Here is a 16,832-nt window from a genome sequence, read left to right as displayed (position 1 = left end):
CGCTGCGCTCTTACTCGCGCTCTCGCTGCCTTCGCTCGTCGAGGACGCGCCGAATCGCCGCGCCGGGGCCGCCCTCGATTGGCCAGCCGCCCCGTCGCCACGCGGGCGGTTCGGGTTCGTACTCGGGACACGACCCCGAACACTCCGCGGCGGTCTGTTCGCGGGCTTTCGCTTCGCAGTACGGGACGTAGCCGTGGGCCTCCCGGCGGACCGAGAAGTGCCGGCAGTCCGGCCGCATCGTGTCGAGGTACGAGCGCCAGCCCCGTTCGTACGCGCGCTCGGCGATGGCGAGGCGTTTCTGTGCCTTCCAGTCAGCGTCGACGTACTCGAAGCTCGCGGGCGACTGGTCGAACTCGCTACCGGACGGCCGCTCGGTGATTCTGGTGCCGGCCGATTCGGGGTCGAGCGACCGGGGGTGCCACGCCACCGACGCGTCGCCGTCCGCGAACGTGAGGACGCCGGCTTCGACGGGCATCTCCGCGAACAGCGCGCGCTCGGTGCCGCGCTCGTCGCTGGACTCGGTCGCCAGCCACACCTCGTCGGCGAGGCCGAGCGCCACGTCCCGCTGGAGTTGGTCGGCGAGCGCGTCCGCCGCCGACGCGTCGAGGTCGGGCTTGTTCTCGATGGCGACGATACGCTGTACCCAGTCGGGGTACGGCCACTTCCGGCGCAGTTGTATCTTGTTCCCGTCCCGCCGCGTCTCGACGACGCCGCGGTCGGCGGCCTCGTGAATCGCCTCGCGGACGTAGCGCCACGGGTAGCCGGGGTGCGGGAGCGCGTCCCGGTAGTACGCCCAGTCTTCGGGCGCGTTCCGGACGACGTGCAGGAGGTCTGAGTCAAGTCGCTCCGTCCCGAAGTTCGCGCGCGCCGCGAGCGCGTCGGGGTCGACCTCCACGACGACGGTGTCCCAGCGCCGCCGCTTCGTGCCCAGTTGGCGCGCGACGATGCAGGGGCGCTCGCCGTCGGGGTACCAGTGGTGTTCGGCCCACGCGCAGACGCGGAGTTCGAACGCGAACTCGGAGTCGACCACGCCGAACGTGGGGCCGCCGACCCACCTACGTCTTTCGCTGGGGCTCCGGAGAAGCGGCGGAACCCGCGACGAGCGGCGCTCGGAAGTACCGCACGGGAGTACCGTCTGGTATGCGAGCCTACGAGGTTCAGGAGGGCGACCCGAACTACGAGGGCGTCGTGGAAGTCGAGCGGGAGCGCCCCGAACCGGCCGGCGACGAGGCGCTCGTCCGCGTGCGGGCGGCGTCGCTGAACTACCGCGACCTCGCCATCGCGAACAGCGACCTCACGTACCCAGGGTCGGAGCTTCCGGTCGTGCCGCTGTCCGACGGCGCGGGCGACGTCGTCGCTGTCGGTGACGGCGTCAGTCGGCTCTCGGAGGGCGACCGCGTGGCGACGCCGTTCGCGCCCGACTGGGTTGACGGCCCGGTCACCCCAGAGAAGACGCGGCGGACCACGGGCGGGAACGTCGAGGGCGCACTCACGCAGTACGCCACGTTCCCCGCGGACAGCCTCCCCGTACTTCCGGACTACCTCTCCTACGAGCAGGGCGCGGCGCTGTCGTGTGCGGGCCTGACGGCGTGGCGCGAACTCGTCGAGAAGGGGGACCTGTCCGCCGACGAGACGGTGCTGGCGCTCGGCACGGGCGGCGTCTCGACGTTCGCGACGCAGTTCGCGTCCGCGCGCGGCTCGGACGTCGTCGTCACGTCCTCCAGCGACGAGAAGCTCGACCGCGCCCGCGAACTCGGCGCGGACGTCACCGTCAACTACGAGGAGACGCCGGAGTGGGGCGACGTCGTCGCGGAGCAGACGGGCGGCGTCGACCACGTCGTCGAGGTCGGCGGCGCGGGAACGCTCGAACAGTCCCTGCAGGCCGCCGGGTTCGGCGGCCACGTCCACGTCATCGGCGTGCTCGCCGACCAGGAGGCCGTGGTCCATCCCGGGCCGGTTCTCGGGAAGGCGCTGCGCGTCGAGGGGTCGATGGGCGTCGGGAGTCGCGCGATGTTCGACCGGATGCTCGCCGCGATGGCCGCCGAGGAACTCGAACCGGAGATCGACCGCGTGTTCGACTTCGACGAAGCGCGCGAGGCGTACCGCTACGTCGAGAGCGGGAGCCATCAGGGGAAAGTCGTCGTCACCGTCGAGTAGCGCGGGCGTCGCCGGCGGCGTCGCTACGGGGTGAAAAGTACGCGACCGGTGGGAGGCCGGTCAGGCTTCTTCGAGCTGCTGGTCGATGAACTCGTGGGCGTCCCGCAGGATGTCCCGCGGGCCGTCCTGCGTTATCGTGTTGATGGCTTGGTCGTAGTCGCGCCACTGCAGGTCCGAGTGCTCGCTGGACAGTTCGGCGCTGGCCTCGAATGACTTCGCGACGAACAGGTGGACCGTCTTGTGGATGCGGGTGCCGTTGGCCTCGAACACGTAGTCGTAGTCGTCTCGGAAGCCGTCCAAGAGCCGGAAGTCCTCGATGCCGGCTTCCTCCTGTACCTCTCTGATAGCCGTCTGCTGGAGCTCTTCGTCCCCCTCCACGCCGCCCTTCGGGAACTCCCAGTCCCCGGGCCGGCTCTTCAGGAGGAGGTATTCGCGCCGGTCCCGCGTGTCGCGGAACAAGATGGCTCCGGCGCTGGTCGCTTCGACCGTCATTAACACGGAGTAGTGGACGGCCAGTTAAGAGAATGTCGGAGTGGGTGGGTGACTGACACGCGCCAGCCGGCCAAACACACGCTTTTTCACGGTGGAGTACGTGGGGTCGTACAGCACTCCCCAGCCATGACCTTCGTGACAAAACTCTCTCTGAAGAGCGGCGACCGAGCCGCCCTCGACGGTATCGTCTCCGACATCAAGGAGACGTGCCGTCGAAAGGGCGCGAAAATGAAAGGCCCGCACTCCGACACGCCGGCCGAACAGTCTGTCCCCCTGTACAGCGCCCTCGACGGCCGAGACAGCGGGAAGACCGGCACGTGGAACTACACGGTCTACCGACGCCGCATCGAACTGTACGGCCACGACGAACTCGCTCGCGACATCATGGAGTGGGACTTCCCGAGCAGCGTCCACGTCGAAGCCGAACTGGAGCAAGTGAAGCCGCTGGGCTCCTCGTAGCTGGGGTTCTTCTCTGCGATTCTCGCGAGAACGGACAGCGGCGGCGCCGGCGAGCTAGAACGAGCTCTTGCCGACGGTTTCGAGGTACGCGGCCTGCCCGACGTGCGTGTCCTCGTCGAAGGACTCCACGCGCAGGCGAACGAGCGTGTCGACGGCGCCCGTGGGCGCATCCGAGATGCGGAGTTTCGAGTCGCCGACGCGCGCGATTGGCGTGCCGTTCTCGACGCCGGTGACGAACGCGGTAATCTCCGTGTCTGCCTCGAACGAGGGCGTGTTCGTGCGGAAGCCGACGCCCGCGAAGAACGATTCGAGGCTCATGCGCGACTCACCTCCTCGGACTCGCGGTCGCTAACGTACTCCAGGCCGTACCCCGAGACGGCGGCCGCGAGGAAGACGAAGAACAGCAGCCAGCCGTGGAAGACGAACGGCCAGACGTCGATGGGGTTGACGGTGGTGATGCTCGGGTCGAGGCTCTGCATCGCGCCGTAGCCGGCGAGCACGCCACCCCCCCACGGGAAGATGTACCCGAGCGCGGACGTGTTCGCGTCGAGGATGTTCGCGCGGCGGTAGCCGTTGATGTTGAACCGCTCGCCGATGCGCGCGATGTACGGCGCGATGGCGATTTCCGCGGCGGTGTTGATGGTGATCATGGAGTTGACGAACGCGGTGCCGAGCACCATCGTGGTCTCCGCGCGCCGGACGGTGGTGGCGACGCGGTTCAGGAGGAACGACTGGATAGCTTGGAAGCCGCCGCCCTGAATCATGATGCGGGCGCCCGCGACGATGAGCAGCGTGAGCACGATGAGCGGGAAGAACCCGGACGCGCCCGAGAAGAGGCTGCCCGTGATGCCGGCGCCTTCGTCGACGATTGTGACGAACGGCAGCCAGTCGAACGTGGTCGCGAGTCCGGCGCTCTCGGGCGCGCGGAACAGCAGCGCGGGCTCGCTCTGGAGGCTGCTGTCGATGACGCCCCACGACGCGAGCAGGGTCGACCCGACGTTGAACGAGAGCGCGGCGATGATGCCCCACGAGATTGCCTCGACGATGTGGCGACCGGCGACCGCGAGCCAGATGACCAGCAGCATCGAGATGACGTGCACGAGGCCGAGCGGTTGGCCGTCGAGGGCGGCGCTACCGCTGACACCCGACGTGGGCATGAGTTGGCCGGCGACAATGTAGCCGACGAACGCGAGCACCGCCGCGATGACCGCGTACTTGAACCGGGACGCGACGACGCCGCCGATGTCGGCGTCCTGCGTGACCGCGGAGACGATGGTGGTGTCGCTGACGGGCGCGAGGTTGTCCCCGAAGACGGACCCGGAGAGGATGGCCCCGAACAGCAACACGGGGTTCGCGCCGAGCAGCACGCCCGCGGGGTAGAACAGGGACGTGAACGCGATGGCGGAGCCGTACCCCGTGCCGATGCCGGTGGTGAACAGCGCCGCCAGCAGGAAGGTGACGGCGGGGAACAGCGCGCCGGAGACGCTGGCGACGTCGGCGGCCCACACGAGGCCGTCGACGAAGCCGCCGTCTTGGAGGAGTTGCGCGAACATGCCCGCCCACAGCCACGCGACGATGGCTGTGGCGGCGACGCGTTGAGTCATTCCCTCGAAGATGGTGTTGGCGTACGCTGCCCAGTCGCCCTTCGTGAAGAACATGCCGACGACGAGCGCGACGAGCATGCCGATGACCAGTCCCGACGTCTGACTTATCTGGAGGACGCCACTCTGGAACACTGCCCACACGACGAACAGCGCGAGCGGGAGTGCGCTCGCGATGGGGCCGCCGTAGAACTCGATTGCGGGGCCGTCGCCGTCGTCGTCGAAGTCGTCGGCGAGACCCTCGTTTTGGTTGTCTCCGCTGCTCATGGTAGCACATTCAGGCCCTGGCGGCACTCGTATAAAAATGTTAGTAGGGCGAGTCAGCGGTATGGCGCCCGCAGCGCCCTCCACGCCGGGAAAACACTCACTGCGCCGACGTTTGATGCGAGCCGCGGCGTCAGCGCCGGGGACAGTTATATGCCGCTCAGCGGCCCCATTCAACGTATGTCAGGAACGGTCTCCGAAGACCTCGTGGCGTTGCGCCGGGACCTCCACCGCCACCCGGAACCGGCGTGGTGTGAGTTCTACACGACCGCTCGCGTCGTCGAAGCGTGTCGCCGAATCGGGGTTGACGAACTGCACGTCGGCCGTGACGCTATTGACCCGGACGAGCGGATGGCGGTGCCCGACGGAGACGTTCTCGCGGAGTGCTTCGAGCGCGCACGCAGCGAGGGCGCGGACGAGGCGATTCTCGAACAACTGGAGGACGGACACACGGGCGCCGTCGCCGTACTCGAACGGGGCGAGGGGCCGACGGTCGCGCTGCGTGTTGACATCGACGCGCTCCACATCACGGAGTCCGAGAACGGCGACCACCACCCCGCCAGCGAGGGGTTCCGCTCCGAGCACGAGGGGCAGATGCACGCCTGCGGGCACGACGGCCACGCCGCCATCGGCGTCGGCGTCCTCGAAGCGGTCGCAAACAGCGACTTTCAAGGGACGTTCAAGGTCGTCTTCCAGCCCGCAGAGGAGCGCGTCGGTGGCGGGAAAGCGGTCGCGGAGAGCGGCCACCTCGACGACGTCGACTACCTCTACGCGGTCCACCTCGGCCTCGACCACCCCACGGGCGAAGTGGTCGCGGGCATCGACGGCTTCCTCGCGGTCAGCCACCTGCTCGCGGAGTTCGAGGGCGAACCCGCGCACGCCGGGGCTCACCCCGAGCAGGGCCGGAACGCGGTGCAGGCGATGGCGACCGCCATCCAGAACCTCTACGCGATTCCGCGCCACGACGGCGGCGCCACGCGCGTGAACGCCGGGCGCGCGGGCGGCGGCACCGCGACAAACATCATCCCGGAGGACGCGTTCGTCGAAGGCGAGGTCCGCGGCGAGACCACCGAGTTGATGCACTACATGAAAGAGAAGGCCGACCGCGTGCTGCACTCCGCCGCGGAGATGCACGACTGCGAGGTCGAACTCTCCACGGAGGGCGAAGCACCGAGCGCCACCAGCGACGACGAACTCCGGGACGTCTTCGGCGCGGAAGCCGCGGGCGTCGCGGGCGTCGACACCGTGACCGAGCGCGACGACCTCGGCGGCAGCGAGGACGCCACGTTCCTCATGCAGCGCGTCCAAGACCACGGCGGACTGGCGTGTTACGTCTGCGTCGGCACCGACCACCCCGGCGGCCACCACACCTCGACGTTCGATGTCGACGAGCGCTCCATCGACATCGGCGTGGAGAGCCTGACAAACGCGGTTCTGCGTGTCGCCCGCGAGCAGCCGTAGTCAGTACTTCGGGTCCGCGCCGGTGACCTCGTAGACGTCGTCCATGATGTCGTCCCGCTGGGCCTGCCAGTCGGCGAGCGCGTCCGGACTGGAGGGGTAGTCCTCGTAGTGCTCCAGCAGGCGGTCGGCCTGCTGCTTGGTCTTGTAGAACTCCCAGATGTTCGACCAGTAGCCGAAGGACTTCAGCGCGGTGACGACCTTCAACTGGAGGCTGAACTCCGTGCTCCCGCCGTAGAGCGCTTCCGCGAGCTTCTCGCCGGGGAGCGACGCGAGCAGCCCCATCAGGTCGTCGACGTCGACGGCCGTCGAGAGGATGTTGTAGACATCGAGCGCGGCGTAGCGCGCGCCGTAGTGATCCATCACGCGCTCGTTGTACTCCCAGAGCATCGACTCGGAGACGTCGCCGGCCTCGATGGCGTCGATGGCTGCCTCGGCGGCGTACTTGCCGGCGTACGCCGCGCCCGCGATGCCGCCGCCCGTGGTCGGGTTGACGTGCGCCGCGGCGTCGCCGACCGCCATGTAGCCGGGTGCGGTCGCGGAGTCGTAGGGGCGCCGCGTCGGCAGCGCCGCGCCGAGCTTGTCCGTGACCTCGCCGCCCTCGAACTCCTCGCGCTCGCGGAGGTCGTTCTTCAGGTCGTCGACGAGCTCCATGGGTTCCTCGTTCATCTGGAAGCCCAGCCCCGCGTTGATTTCGGTGCTCGTCCGCGGGAAGTACCAGAGGTAGCCCGCGGCGCGCTCCGTGGGCTTGAACACGAGCGCGTCGTCCCACTCGACCTCCTCGGGGACCTCGACGATTTCCCGGTACGCCGAGCAGAACTGCGAGTAGGAGACGTTCGTGTCGAAGGTAGCCTCGGAGAAGTCGGTCTTGTCCTGGAGGATGGAGAGCGCGCCAGCCGCGTCGACGACGACGTCGGCGTCGAACTCGTGGCTGGTTCCCTTCCGCGTGCCCTTCACGCCGGTGACGGTGCCGTCGTCGTCCTGGAGCACGTCCTGCACGACGACGTCGTAGTAGAAGTCCGCGCCCGCGTCCTCGGTGGCTTCGATGATGCGACGGCCGTACTCCCAGCGGTCGATGACCGCGAGTTCGCCGGGGACCGGGATTTCGAGGACGGTGTCCTCCTGGGGAATCTCGAAGCGGCCGTGGTCGACGCCCGTGTTCGTGAACGCGGGCTCCAGGCGCTCCTTGGGGATGGCTTCGGGGAACGCGTCCGCGCCCTTCAGGGCGTCGCCGCAGGCGATGTGTCCGGCTTCCTCCGCGGACTTTCGCTCGACGACGGCGACGTCGTAGCCGGCGTCGGCCACGGTCGCGGCCGTGTAACAGCCCGCGGTGCCGGACCCGACGACGGCTATGTCGTACTCGTGGGTGGTCATACGCTTCGGGTTCGCGCCCGCGAGGAAAACTCTTTATGCACGAATCTGTCCTCCCGGCGCGGACACGGGCGAAGGAAGAGTTTTACCCGTTCTCCTGCAACCGCCAGCTATGACCGAGTACACCGTGGAGTTCGTCGGGACGGGCGAGGAGATTCAGGTCTCCGACAAGGAGACCGTGCTGTCGGCCTGCCTGGAAGCGGGCATCGCCCAGGAGTACTCCTGCCGCGTCGGGATGTGTCTGGCGTGCTCCGCGAAAATCGAGGCGGGCGAAGTCACTCAGCCTGCGGCCCGCGGACTCACCGAGGAGGAGGCCGAGAACTACGCGCTGACGTGCATGGCGCGCCCGCAGTCGGACCTGAAACTCGACCGCGGGAAGTACCCGCCGAGCATCGAGGAGGACGCCGCCGCGGGAGCGGCCGCCGCGGACGACGACTGAGTCACGTCGAGGACACCGCGCAGTTGTTCGGCCCGCGCTCCAGTTCTAGCGTCTCCGCGTCGAGTTCTCGCTGGCCGAGGTTCGTCGCGACGATGGCCTCGTAGTTCGCCGGCCGCGGCGGCAGGTCCGTCGTGAGTGCGTCTACGAAGGCCTCGCGGTCGAGGCCAGCGACGTCGATTGATTCCTCGACGGAGCCGAGGTCGCGAACGAATCCGTCGCCCGCGAGCGGCGTCGACGCTTCGACGTGACCCGGGAGCACGCGCGTGTCGTCCGGGTACGCGAAAATCAGGTCGTGGAGCGTGTCGTACTGCTGGCCGGCGAGTTCGCGGGCGCGGTCGGCGTCCTCCAGGTCGGGGCGACCAACGCCGTCGAGGAACAGGCAGTCCCCGGTCAGCAGGCTGTCGCCGTACTCCAGCACGACGAGTTCGGTGGTGTGGCCGGGCGCGTGCCGCGCCACGAGTTCGCGGTCGCCGACTTGGAGCGAATCCCCGTCCGCGAGCAGCGTCGCGTCGTAATCGAGGCCGCGGTCTGTCGCCCCCGCGGGGAGCACGCGCTCGGCGCCAGTCTCGTCGGCGAGCGCGCGAACTCCCGAGAAGTGGTCGGCGTGGACGTGCGTGTCCACGGCGTACCGGGCGTCGAGGCCGCGCTCGGCTGCGTCCTCGGCGTACCGCTCGCTCGCGGCCGCTAGCGGGTCGACGACGGCAGCTTCGTCGCCGTCGTGGAGGAGGTAGGAGAGACAGCCCGACGACGGTCGCTCGTACTGTACGACCCCCTCCCCAAGGTCGTGCGCGACCACGAGGTCCGCCCACGCTTCCATTCCGCCGTCGAGGTTCACGGCATCGACGCCCTCCTCACGGAGGGCCGCCGCGACCTCGTCGCTGGCCTCGCCGACCGCACACACGACGACGATTGGCTCGTCGAGTCCGTCCGGGACGAGGTCGGCCGCGTCGCCCGAGACCTGCGCCGAGACGAACTGCATGTAGGGGACGTGAGCAGCAGTTACGTCGGGCCCGTCGACGTGCCACGCCTCGAACTCGTCGCGGTCACGGACGTCCAATACGGAGACCGACCCGCTCCGGATGCGGTCGTAGAGCTCACGCGGCGTGATGGCTGTCGAAGTCACACCCGGACGTAGGGCCGGGAGTGGCAAAAGCTCACGTGGGCAGCGCGCGAATTCGGAACCATGAACGTCGACGACTTCCGCGACGACGTGGCGGCCGCCGTGGAGACCGAACTCGACCGCCTCGGCTCCTCGAAGCGCCTCGTCGCGCTCACGGACGCGAGCCTCGACGACGGCACGGTACTACGAGCGGCCGCCGCCAGCGAGGCCGCCGCGGCCGACGTGTTCGCGGCGTGGGCGTCGGACGAAACTGGTGACGCCGCCGAGACGTTCACCGCGTTCGCGGAGCGCGAGCGCGACCACTACGAGCGCGTCGCCGCGGAACTCGGCGAGGACGTGACCGCCGACCCCGGCGCTGTCCACGACTACCTCCGCGGCCTCGACGACACCGTCGAGCGCGCGGGCGCCGTCGTCGGCCGCGGACTGGTCGCCGAGCGCACGCTCGCGCAGTTCGTGAGCTACTTCGTGAACAGCGCCGACGAAGCACGTGCGGACCTGTTCCGAGAGCTACGCACGGACACCGAGGAGGACACCGAGGCCGCGATAACGCTGCTCGCGGCTGCGGTGGACGACGACGGGGACGCGGAACGCGCGAGAACCGCGGCTACCGAGGTCGTGGCCGTCGCCTACGAGGAGTACGTCGAGGCGCTCGAATCGATGGGTGTGAACGCCAAGTCCGTCTGCTAATGTACCTTTTTCCGCCTCGGGTGCGCTCGCTACGCTCGCCCACCGCGTGGCGGCAAAGCCGCCACGTTTTCCGTTGCCGGCTCCGCCGGCAACCCGCTCAGCGCAAAAATCTACGCCGGGAGAGCGAAGCTCTCCCGAGCCCTTCCTCGCTCCGCTCGGACGGACGCTAAAAAGACCCGTCTCCGTGGGGCTCCGCCCCACTCCGACGGTGAATCGTTGGTGGGAACCGCACGGCGACTCACTCGCCGTTGGATATCGTGGTGTGCGCGCCGATGAGCGCGCCCGCGAAGTCGATGTCTTCGAGGCGCGTCTGCTCGTCGATGATGGAGTCGCGGACGTCGCAGTCGTGCAGGGTCGCGTCCGGGAAGATGACGGAGTTGTCGACGCTGGAGTTGCGGAGTTCGGCGCCGGGCATCACGTGGACGTTCTCGCCGACGGTGGTGTTCTCGACGGTTGCGTCGTCGCTGACGAGGTTCTCGCCGTCGAGCTTCCAGCGCACCGCGTCGAGGTAGGATTCGGGCGTGCCGATGTCGAACCACGCGCCCTCGAACGTGAACGCGTGGACGGCCTGACGCGCCTGCAGCCACTGCAGGAACCAGCCGGGCTCGTCGGGGTTCTCGCCCTCTTCGAGGTACGTGTCGAGGTCCGGCAGCGTCTCCCGGGGGAACGCGTAGCAGGCGATGGAGACGAGCGTGCTCTTGGGGTGTTCGGGTTTCTCCTGGAAGTCCACGACCTCGTCGCCGTCGAGGTCGACGAGCCCGTAGGACTTCGCGCGTTCGAGGCTACCGACGTCGTAGGCCGCCAGCGCGGGCGTTCCCTTCGCCTCGAAGAAGTCCACGAACTCCGCGATGTCGAAGCTGATGAGGTTGTCGCCGGCGACCACGACGAGGTCGTCGTCGACGTTCTCGCGGTCGACGAGCTGGGCGAGCGCGCCGACGACACCGAACTTCTCGTCCTCCTCGGACGTGTCCTCGACGGTGAGCGTCGGCTTCTCGAAGTCGCTGTCCGCGAGGTACTCGCGGAAGTCCTCCGCGAAGCGCTCGTTCGTGGAGACGAACACTTCGTCGATGCGGTCGTCGGCTTCGAGGTCCGCGAAGATCTCGTCGATGACTGTCGAGTCGCCGACCGGGAGGAACATCTTCGGCCGATGTTTCGTGATTGGCCACAACCGGGTCGCGTACCCGCCGGCGAGGACGACGGCTTTCATACCCCGACGGTACTCCGCGTCCGATAAGGCCTTTTTCATCCAGTCTCCCTGTTCGAGCATGGACGACCAGACCACGCGCGAGCGCGTCCTCGACACGCTCCGCGAGCGCCCCGACACGCCCAGCGGCCTCGCCGAGGAGTTCAGCGTCTCGCGCGGCACGGTGCTGACCCACGTCCGCCACCTCTCGAAGACGCTGGAAGGGACCGACGAGGAACTGCTCGTGAAGCCGCCGGAGTGCCGGGACTGCGGGTTCAACGACTTCGACGACCCCGTGAACGTGCCGTCGCGGTGCCCCGAGTGCAAGCACGAGAGCATCGAGGAGCCCGCGTTCGTCGTCGAGGAAAGCTAGAAACCGAGGCGCGCGCCCGGCGACGTCGAGAGGTCGGCGGGGTCGCCCTCGTCGACGCCCGCCCGCACGAACTCGTAATCGCCGTCCGCGAGGAAGACCTCGCCGTCGCGGGTTTCGACCGCGACCGGGTCGAGTTGCGCGCCCTCGCAGGGGCCGTGCGTGCAGACGCCCGAATCCTTCTCGAAGGTCGCGGCGTGCTTGCGGCAGACCACGTCGCCGTTCCGCACGGGCGCGCCGTTCCCGGTGTCGAGTTTCACGTCCGTCCAGTGCATGCAGTAGTTCAGAAACGACGTGACAGTGCCGTCCGAGAGTTTCAGCAGGATGGCCTCGCGCTCGTCGCCGTCGTCGGCGAGCGTGTACAGCAGCGTTCCCTCGGCCGGCACCTCCTCGACCGCAGCGATGCGCTCGTCTCCCATCGCCACCGCGTATTCGGTGCGCGGATTTGAGCGTGCCGGAATCTGCGGACGTTCACGCACGAGCATCCGCGAGCGAGCGGCTTGAAAAGCCCGAGCGACGCGGTTCACCGAGCGCGAACGGCGCGAGGCGCGTAGCGTTCGAAAATCGCAGAGCGATTTTCGCAGCCCGTCAGAACCGCAACGCGGTTCTGAGGACGCCTCGGAACGTGCGAGCGGCGAGCGAAGCGAGCCGTGAGCAGTGAGCGCTCGGGCCGACGACCGACTAACGCGAACGAAGTGAGCGGCGGGAGGGAGGAGTGCTTTTAGTGCAGGTTTTGCCGAGCGAGGCGGCGAAGCCGCCGAGCGCAGCGCAAAACGTGCGTTAGTAGTGACGCTGCTCGATTTCCTCGGCGAACGCGCGAGCGAGGCGGGCGCCGACCTTACACGTGGTGTAGGTGGTGTCGTCGTAAGTTGCGACGGGGCGGACCTCCCACGTGGTGTTCGTGAGGAACAGTTCGTCGGCGGCGCGTAAATCGCGGGGCGTGTAGTGGCCTTCCTCGACGGGGATGCCGAGTTCGGCCGCGAGTTCGACGACCGCCCAGCGCGTGACGCCGGGGAGAACCGGGAGGTCCAGACTCGGCGTGTACAGGGTGCCGTCGTCGACGAAGAAGACGTTACTCGTCGCGCCCTCGGTGACGCGCCCGTCGGCGTCGAGGAGGATGGCTTCGTCGGCGTCGCCGGCGTCGATGCGCGCGAGGATGCCGTTGAGGTAGTTGTGCGTCTTCGCGACCGCGGGGAGCGCGTCGTCGGCGACGCGTTCGACCGCGGCGGTCGCGACAGTCGCGGGCTCGTTCCAGACGCGCTCGCCGTCGACGCCGCCGCGCGGGAGTTCCTCGGCGACGACGACGACCGTCGGGTCGGTGTCGTCGGCGGGCGCGAGCTTCCCGGGCTGGACGCCCCGGGAGACGGTGAGTCGGACGTAGGCGTCCGTGAGGTCGTTGGCCGCGAGCGTCGCGTGGATGCGCCCGCGGAGGTCGCGGTCCGAGAGCCCGTGGTCGATGCCGAGCGCGTCACACGTCGCTTGGAGGCGCTTGGCGTGGGCGGCCCACGCGAACACCTGCCCGCCGTACGCGCGCAGCGTCTCGAAGGCGGCGTCGCCGTACTGGAACCCGCGGTCGCGGACGCTCACGGTGGCGTCCTCGGCGGCCACGAGTTCGCCGTCTACGTGGTAGTGCACGTCTCTAGGAAGCCGCGAATCAGTTGCTCGCCGGTCGGTGTGAGGATGCTCTCGGGGTGGAACTGGACGCCGGCGTGGGGCCGGTCGCGGTGGCGGACCGCCATCACCACGCTGTCGGCGTGCTCGTCGACGGTCCACGCGGTCGGCACGAGGTCGTCGGGGAGCCCCGATTCCGGGACGGACAGCGAGTGATAGCGGCCGGTCTCGACGCGGTCCGGGAGGGTCGCGAAGATGCCGCGGCCGTCGTGGCGGACCATCGAGGCCTTGCCGTGGACGACCGAGGGCGCGTGTTCGACCGGCGCGCCGTTGGCCGCGCAGAGCGCCTGATGGCCGAGGCAGACGCCCAGTGTCGGGTAGTCGAGGCGGCGGAAGACGGGAATCGAGACGCCGGCGTCGTCGGGCGTTCCGGGGCCGGGCGAGACGACAATGCCGTCCGGGTCGAGGCCGCGAATTCCGTCGATGTCGATTTCGTCGTTGCGGCGGACGACCACGTCGTCGGCATTGTCGCCGATGTACTGGACGAGATTGTACGCGAACGAGTCGTAGTTGTCCACGACGAGGACGGTCACTGTTCGACCGCCTCCTCGCGGAGCGCGAACGCGTCGCCGGTGCGGTCGAAGGCGTCGTCGATGGCGGTCACGAGCGCGCGAGCCTTGTCGAGGGTCTCGTCGTACTCCGCGCTCGGGTCCGAGTCGTGGACGACGCCCGCGCCGACGCGCAAGTGGTACTCGTCGGAGAACCGAACGAGCGTCCGAATGACGATGTTGAGCGTGGCGTCGCCGTCGAAGCCGACGGCCGCCATGCTGCCGGTGTAGGGGCCGCGGCGAGTGGCCTCCACCGCGTCGAGCAACTCCATCGTCCGTGGCTTGGGCGCACCGGTGATAGTTCCACCGGGAAAGACGGCGGCGATAGCGTCCGCGAGCGTACACCCCTCGCGAAGTCGGCCGCGGACTTCGCTGACGAGGTGCATCACTTCGCTGTACCGGTCGACGCGGCGGTACTCGCCGACCTCGACGCTGCCGTACTCGGCGACTTTCCCGAGGTCGTTGCGTTCGAGGTCGACAAGCATGGCGTGTTCAGCGCGCTCCTTTTCGTCGCGCCGCAGGTCGGCTTCGAGGTCGGCGTCCGCTTCGGGCGTGTCCCCGCGCGGCCGGGTACCAGCGATGGGTTCGGTGACGAGGTCGCGGCCCCGTTTCGCCAGCAGGAGTTCGGGGCTAGCGGACACGAGGTCGACGCCCGGGAACTCCACGAGTCCGGAGTACGGCGCCGGGTTGGCGTCACGGAGCGCCGCGTACACCTCGACGGGGTGGACGCTCGCGGGGGCTTCGAGGCGCTGGCTGACGTTCGCTTGGAACGTGTCGCCGTCTCGGATGTGTTCTTTGATGCGGCGGACGCGGTCCTCGTAGGCGGTGCGGCCGCACGCGCTCTCGAACGGCGCGCGCTCGTCGGTCGGTGGCGGCCCGACGGCCGGGTCACCGTCCCGGACGCGAGCCGCCAGCGCCTGCACGCGCTCGACGCCGGCGTCGAAGGCGGCGTCCGCGTCGTCCTCGTGGGGGACGTTGGCGACGAAGCGAAGCGTGTCACCAGCGGTGAACGGTTCTCGCCACGCCGCGACGACCGGGTAGACGCCGAGTTGGAGTCGCGGGAGTTCGCGGTCGGCGGCGGCGCTACTGGGTAACGCTTCGAGGTCACGGGCGACATCGTAGGAGAGCCAGCCGAACAGACCACCGGGGTGGGGGACTTCGCAGTCGCCGTGCAGGACCGTCGCACCGACGCGGTCCGCGAGCACGTCCAGCGCGCCCGATTCCCCGGCGCCGACGGTCAACAGTTCGTCCGGCGCGACGCCGAAGTACCCCCAGCCGTCGCTGCCGCCCGTCGTCTCGTAGTAGAACGCGGGGTCGTCGCCCCGAGCGCGCCGGTACGCGTCGAAGGGGTCGTCGACCGGAACGCGGGCTTCGACGACGACGCGGGCGTCGGTCGGTGCAGTCGCCGCAGCGGTGCGAACGTCCGCACGCTCGGTGACGACTGCCGCCGACTCACCCATGCGTCGGCCGGCCGCAGACGCCCGACAGCGGTCGCAGCGAGACCATCAGTCGTGGTTCTGTGCGGCGTCCACCCAGCGGCCGACCCGCTTCGCGGAGAGGTCAATACGCTCGGCGATTTCCTCGGGGTCGGCGGCCGCGAGGTCCGCGACGGTGTGGACGCCCGCCTCTTCGAGGCGGTCGGCGTACGCCGGTCCGATGCCCTTCAGCACGGTGACCGATTCGCCGTCGACCGACTCGGTCGCGTCCTCGTCGTCGCCCGTGCTGGCGGCTTCCGCGGGTTCGGCGGCCCGCGTCGGGTCGTCGGTGTGGTCCTCGTCGACCAGCGACTCCGTGGAAGCAGCCGCGTCGGTCTCGGACGCGACCGCTTCGTCGACGCCGTCCTCGGCCGTCTCGGGCACTTCTTCGTCGCCCGTACCGGCGGCTTCGGCCGGTTCGGCGGCGCGCGTCGAGTCGTCGGTGTGTTCCTCGTCGACCAGCGACTCCGTCGAGGCGGCCGCGTCGGTTTCGGTCGCGACCGTTTCGTCGACGTCGTCCTCGTCTCCGGTTTCAGCGTCCGATTCCTTGACCGCTCGCTCGGATTCCGTCGACGGTTCGTGTTCGACGGTTACGTCGACGCCGCTCCCGGCGGAGCGGCTCTCCTCCTCCATTCCGAGCAGCGATTTGAGTGTCGAGAGCAGTCCCATTAGCTGGCCATACCCTCCGACTCCACTTAAAGCCGTGCCCGACGGTCAGAGTTTCGCACGCAGCGCGTCGTTCATCGCGGCTATCGGCGCGTCTCGTCCCGTCCACAGTTCGAACGCCGCGACGCCCTGGAACAGCAGCATCCACGCGCCGTCTATCGTGGTGGCGCCCACGTCGGCGGCGTCGCGTAACAGCCGCGTCTCCAGCGGCGCGTACACCGCGTCCAACACTGCGAGGTCCCCGTGGAGCGCGGCCGCTGGCACGGGCGACTCGTCTTCCTCCATCCCGACGCTCGTCGCGTTCACGAGGGCGTCGGCGTCCGCGAGCAGTTCCGGGAGCACGTCGAGGCCGTGGGCGGACGCGGCGCTTCCGACGTCGTCGGCCAGTAGCTCCGCGGTTTCGACAGTTCGGTTGGCGATGCTGACGGTCGCGCCCGCGTCGGCGAGCGCGAACGCCGCCGCGCGACCCGCGCCGCCCGCACCCACGACGACCGCGTCACGGCCGTCGAGTTCGACGCCGTGGTGGGCGAACGAGCGCCGCACGCCTTCGGCGTCCGTGTTGTGGCCGGTGACGGTGTCCCCGGAGAAGTCCACCGTGTTGACAGCGCCGATGCGCGCCGCGAGGTCGTCCGGGCCGACGACGTCGAGGACCGCCTGCTTGAACGGGATGGTGACGTTCAGGCCGGCGACGCCGAGCGCGTCGGCGCCCTCGATTGCCGTCTCGATGTCCTCGCGCGCCGGCTCGAACGTGACGTACCGGGCGTCCACGCCGAGTTCGCTGTACGCGGCCTCGTGCATCGGCGGCGACAGCGAGTGCTCGACCGGGTTCCCGACGAGTCCGAATACCTGCACGCGTCGACGAACTCGCCCG

General features: G+C 69.0%; 19 protein-coding genes. 6 read left to right on the top strand and 13 right to left on the bottom strand.

Features of this window, described 5'->3' with window-relative positions:
* Positions 1 to 10: 10 nt before the first annotated feature.
* A complete protein-coding gene (locus AVZ66_RS02625) occupies positions 11 to 1,030 on the bottom strand; it encodes a DUF5787 family protein (protein ID WP_058981555.1) in 1,020 nt (339 codons plus the stop codon).
* A 110-nt stretch (positions 1,031 to 1,140) separates the two neighbouring features.
* Here AVZ66_RS02625 and AVZ66_RS02620 point away from each other — a divergent pair, with 110 nt between their 5' ends.
* Entirely contained in the window at positions 1,141 to 2,157 is a 1,017-nt protein-coding gene (locus AVZ66_RS02620) for an NAD(P)-dependent alcohol dehydrogenase (protein WP_058981552.1), read from the top strand.
* A gap of 60 nt (positions 2,158 to 2,217) precedes the next feature.
* Here the strand turns inward: AVZ66_RS02620 and AVZ66_RS02615 are convergent, their stop codons facing one another.
* Complete coding sequence (locus AVZ66_RS02615; protein ID WP_058981550.1) at positions 2,218 to 2,649, bottom strand: bis(5'-nucleosyl)-tetraphosphatase; 432 nt, start codon at positions 2,647 to 2,649, stop codon at positions 2,218 to 2,220.
* 126 nt (positions 2,650 to 2,775) lie between these two features.
* Between AVZ66_RS02615 and AVZ66_RS02610 the strand changes: the two genes are divergently transcribed.
* Positions 2,776 to 3,108, top strand: coding sequence for an uS10/mL48 family ribosomal protein (locus tag AVZ66_RS02610; RefSeq protein ID WP_058981548.1), 333 nt, complete (start codon positions 2,776 to 2,778; stop codon positions 3,106 to 3,108).
* 54 nt (positions 3,109 to 3,162) lie between these two features.
* Here AVZ66_RS02610 and AVZ66_RS02605 read toward each other — a convergent pair whose 3' ends face one another.
* A complete protein-coding gene (locus tag AVZ66_RS02605; protein ID WP_058981546.1) occupies positions 3,163 to 3,426 on the bottom strand; it encodes a hypothetical protein in 264 nt (87 codons plus the stop codon).
* The gene (locus AVZ66_RS02600; protein ID WP_058981544.1) at positions 3,423 to 4,976 is read right to left on the bottom strand and encodes a Na+/H+ antiporter NhaC family protein; all 1,554 of its coding nucleotides are present in this window, start codon (positions 4,974 to 4,976) and stop codon (positions 3,423 to 3,425) included. Before AVZ66_RS02600 ends, AVZ66_RS02605 begins: the two co-directional genes overlap by 4 nt.
* Before the next feature lie 177 nt (positions 4,977 to 5,153).
* On the opposite strand from AVZ66_RS02600, the gene AVZ66_RS02595 reads away from it, so the two are divergent.
* Complete coding sequence (locus AVZ66_RS02595) at positions 5,154 to 6,434, top strand: amidohydrolase (RefSeq protein WP_058981541.1); 1,281 nt, start codon at positions 5,154 to 5,156, stop codon at positions 6,432 to 6,434.
* Here the strand turns inward: AVZ66_RS02595 and AVZ66_RS02590 are convergent, their stop codons facing one another.
* Positions 6,435 to 7,805 carry a geranylgeranyl reductase family protein gene (locus AVZ66_RS02590; RefSeq protein ID WP_058981539.1) on the bottom strand — a complete coding sequence of 457 codons (1,371 nt, stop codon included), beginning with the start codon at positions 7,803 to 7,805 and terminating at the stop codon, positions 6,435 to 6,437.
* 109 nt (positions 7,806 to 7,914) lie between these two features.
* On the opposite strand from AVZ66_RS02590, the gene AVZ66_RS02585 reads away from it, so the two are divergent.
* Complete coding sequence (locus tag AVZ66_RS02585; RefSeq protein ID WP_058981537.1) at positions 7,915 to 8,241, top strand: 2Fe-2S iron-sulfur cluster-binding protein; 327 nt, start codon at positions 7,915 to 7,917, stop codon at positions 8,239 to 8,241.
* A 1-nt stretch (position 8,242) separates the two neighbouring features.
* On the opposite strand, the gene AVZ66_RS02580 is transcribed toward AVZ66_RS02585, so the two are convergent.
* Complete coding sequence (locus tag AVZ66_RS02580) at positions 8,243 to 9,364, bottom strand: MBL fold metallo-hydrolase (RefSeq protein ID WP_058981535.1); 1,122 nt, start codon at positions 9,362 to 9,364, stop codon at positions 8,243 to 8,245.
* 60 nt (positions 9,365 to 9,424) lie between these two features.
* Here AVZ66_RS02580 and AVZ66_RS02575 point away from each other — a divergent pair, with 60 nt between their 5' ends.
* Entirely contained in the window at positions 9,425 to 10,048 is a 624-nt protein-coding gene (locus AVZ66_RS02575) for a hypothetical protein (RefSeq protein WP_058981533.1), read from the top strand.
* Between the two features lie 238 nt (positions 10,049 to 10,286).
* On the opposite strand, the gene AVZ66_RS02570 is transcribed toward AVZ66_RS02575, so the two are convergent.
* Positions 10,287 to 11,255: a sugar phosphate nucleotidyltransferase gene (locus tag AVZ66_RS02570; RefSeq protein WP_058981531.1), complete on the bottom strand. Its 969-nt coding sequence runs from the start codon at positions 11,253 to 11,255 to the stop codon at positions 10,287 to 10,289.
* 58 nt (positions 11,256 to 11,313) lie between these two features.
* Here AVZ66_RS02570 and AVZ66_RS02565 point away from each other — a divergent pair, with 58 nt between their 5' ends.
* Positions 11,314 to 11,604: a transcriptional regulator gene (locus tag AVZ66_RS02565; RefSeq protein WP_058981529.1), complete on the top strand. Its 291-nt coding sequence runs from the start codon at positions 11,314 to 11,316 to the stop codon at positions 11,602 to 11,604.
* Here AVZ66_RS02565 and AVZ66_RS02560 read toward each other — a convergent pair.
* From AVZ66_RS02560 to AVZ66_RS02535, 6 genes are all read right to left on the bottom strand, one after another.
* A complete protein-coding gene (locus AVZ66_RS02560) occupies positions 11,601 to 12,020 on the bottom strand; it encodes a Rieske 2Fe-2S domain-containing protein (RefSeq protein ID WP_058981527.1) in 420 nt (139 codons plus the stop codon). The genes AVZ66_RS02565 and AVZ66_RS02560 overlap by 4 nt on opposite strands.
* 361 nt (positions 12,021 to 12,381) lie before the next feature.
* Positions 12,382 to 13,236 carry an aminotransferase class IV gene (locus AVZ66_RS02555; RefSeq protein WP_058981525.1) on the bottom strand — a complete coding sequence of 285 codons (855 nt, stop codon included), beginning with the start codon at positions 13,234 to 13,236 and terminating at the stop codon, positions 12,382 to 12,384.
* Complete coding sequence (locus AVZ66_RS02550; protein WP_058981522.1) at positions 13,221 to 13,805, bottom strand: aminodeoxychorismate/anthranilate synthase component II; 585 nt, start codon at positions 13,803 to 13,805, stop codon at positions 13,221 to 13,223. The genes AVZ66_RS02555 and AVZ66_RS02550 overlap by 16 nt, the downstream gene beginning before the upstream one ends.
* Entirely contained in the window at positions 13,802 to 15,280 is a 1,479-nt protein-coding gene (pabB, locus tag AVZ66_RS02545; RefSeq protein WP_058981521.1) for an aminodeoxychorismate synthase, component I, read from the bottom strand. The genes AVZ66_RS02550 and pabB overlap by 4 nt, the downstream gene beginning before the upstream one ends.
* A gap of 45 nt (positions 15,281 to 15,325) precedes the next feature.
* Positions 15,326 to 15,964, bottom strand: coding sequence for a helix-hairpin-helix domain-containing protein (locus AVZ66_RS02540; RefSeq protein WP_058981520.1), 639 nt, complete (start codon positions 15,962 to 15,964; stop codon positions 15,326 to 15,328).
* 45 nt (positions 15,965 to 16,009) lie between these two features.
* Positions 16,010 to 16,813: a shikimate dehydrogenase gene (locus AVZ66_RS02535; RefSeq protein ID WP_058981519.1), complete on the bottom strand. Its 804-nt coding sequence runs from the start codon at positions 16,811 to 16,813 to the stop codon at positions 16,010 to 16,012.
* Positions 16,814 to 16,832 lie beyond the last annotated feature (19 nt).

This window comes from Halobacterium sp. CBA1132 (genome assembly GCF_001485535.1).
Taxonomy (GTDB): domain Archaea; phylum Halobacteriota; class Halobacteria; order Halobacteriales; family Halobacteriaceae; genus Halobacterium.
The sequence above is the reverse complement of the archived record's forward strand: the minus strand, read 5'-3'. Positions and strand labels throughout refer to the sequence as shown.

Bases quoted from the DNA above. Each gene is read 5' to 3' on its own strand.
- AVZ66_RS02600 (WP_058981544.1), bottom strand. From the start codon at position 4,976: ATGAGCAGCGGAGACAACCAAAACGAGGGTCTCGCCGACGACTTCGAC.
- AVZ66_RS02590 (WP_058981539.1), bottom strand. From the start codon at position 7,805: ATGACCACCCACGAGTACGACATAGCCGTCGTCGGGTCCGGCACCGCG.
- AVZ66_RS02585 (WP_058981537.1), top strand. From the start codon at position 7,915: ATGACCGAGTACACCGTGGAGTTCGTCGGGACGGGCGAGGAGATTCAG.
- AVZ66_RS02540 (WP_058981520.1), bottom strand. From the start codon at position 15,964: ATGGGACTGCTCTCGACACTCAAATCGCTGCTCGGAATGGAGGAGGAG.
- AVZ66_RS02615 (WP_058981550.1), bottom strand. From the start codon at position 2,649: ATGACGGTCGAAGCGACCAGCGCCGGAGCCATCTTGTTCCGCGACACG.
- AVZ66_RS02565 (WP_058981529.1), top strand. From the start codon at position 11,314: ATGGACGACCAGACCACGCGCGAGCGCGTCCTCGACACGCTCCGCGAG.
- AVZ66_RS02560 (WP_058981527.1), bottom strand. From the start codon at position 12,020: ATGGGAGACGAGCGCATCGCTGCGGTCGAGGAGGTGCCGGCCGAGGGA.
- AVZ66_RS02595 (WP_058981541.1), top strand. From the start codon at position 5,154: ATGTCAGGAACGGTCTCCGAAGACCTCGTGGCGTTGCGCCGGGACCTC.
- AVZ66_RS02575 (WP_058981533.1), top strand. From the start codon at position 9,425: ATGAACGTCGACGACTTCCGCGACGACGTGGCGGCCGCCGTGGAGACC.
- AVZ66_RS02620 (WP_058981552.1), top strand. From the start codon at position 1,141: ATGCGAGCCTACGAGGTTCAGGAGGGCGACCCGAACTACGAGGGCGTC.
- AVZ66_RS02610 (WP_058981548.1), top strand. From the start codon at position 2,776: ATGACCTTCGTGACAAAACTCTCTCTGAAGAGCGGCGACCGAGCCGCC.
- AVZ66_RS02605 (WP_058981546.1), bottom strand. From the start codon at position 3,426: ATGAGCCTCGAATCGTTCTTCGCGGGCGTCGGCTTCCGCACGAACACG.
- pabB (WP_058981521.1), bottom strand. From the start codon at position 15,280: ATGGGTGAGTCGGCGGCAGTCGTCACCGAGCGTGCGGACGTTCGCACC.
- AVZ66_RS02570 (WP_058981531.1), bottom strand. From the start codon at position 11,255: ATGAAAGCCGTCGTCCTCGCCGGCGGGTACGCGACCCGGTTGTGGCCA.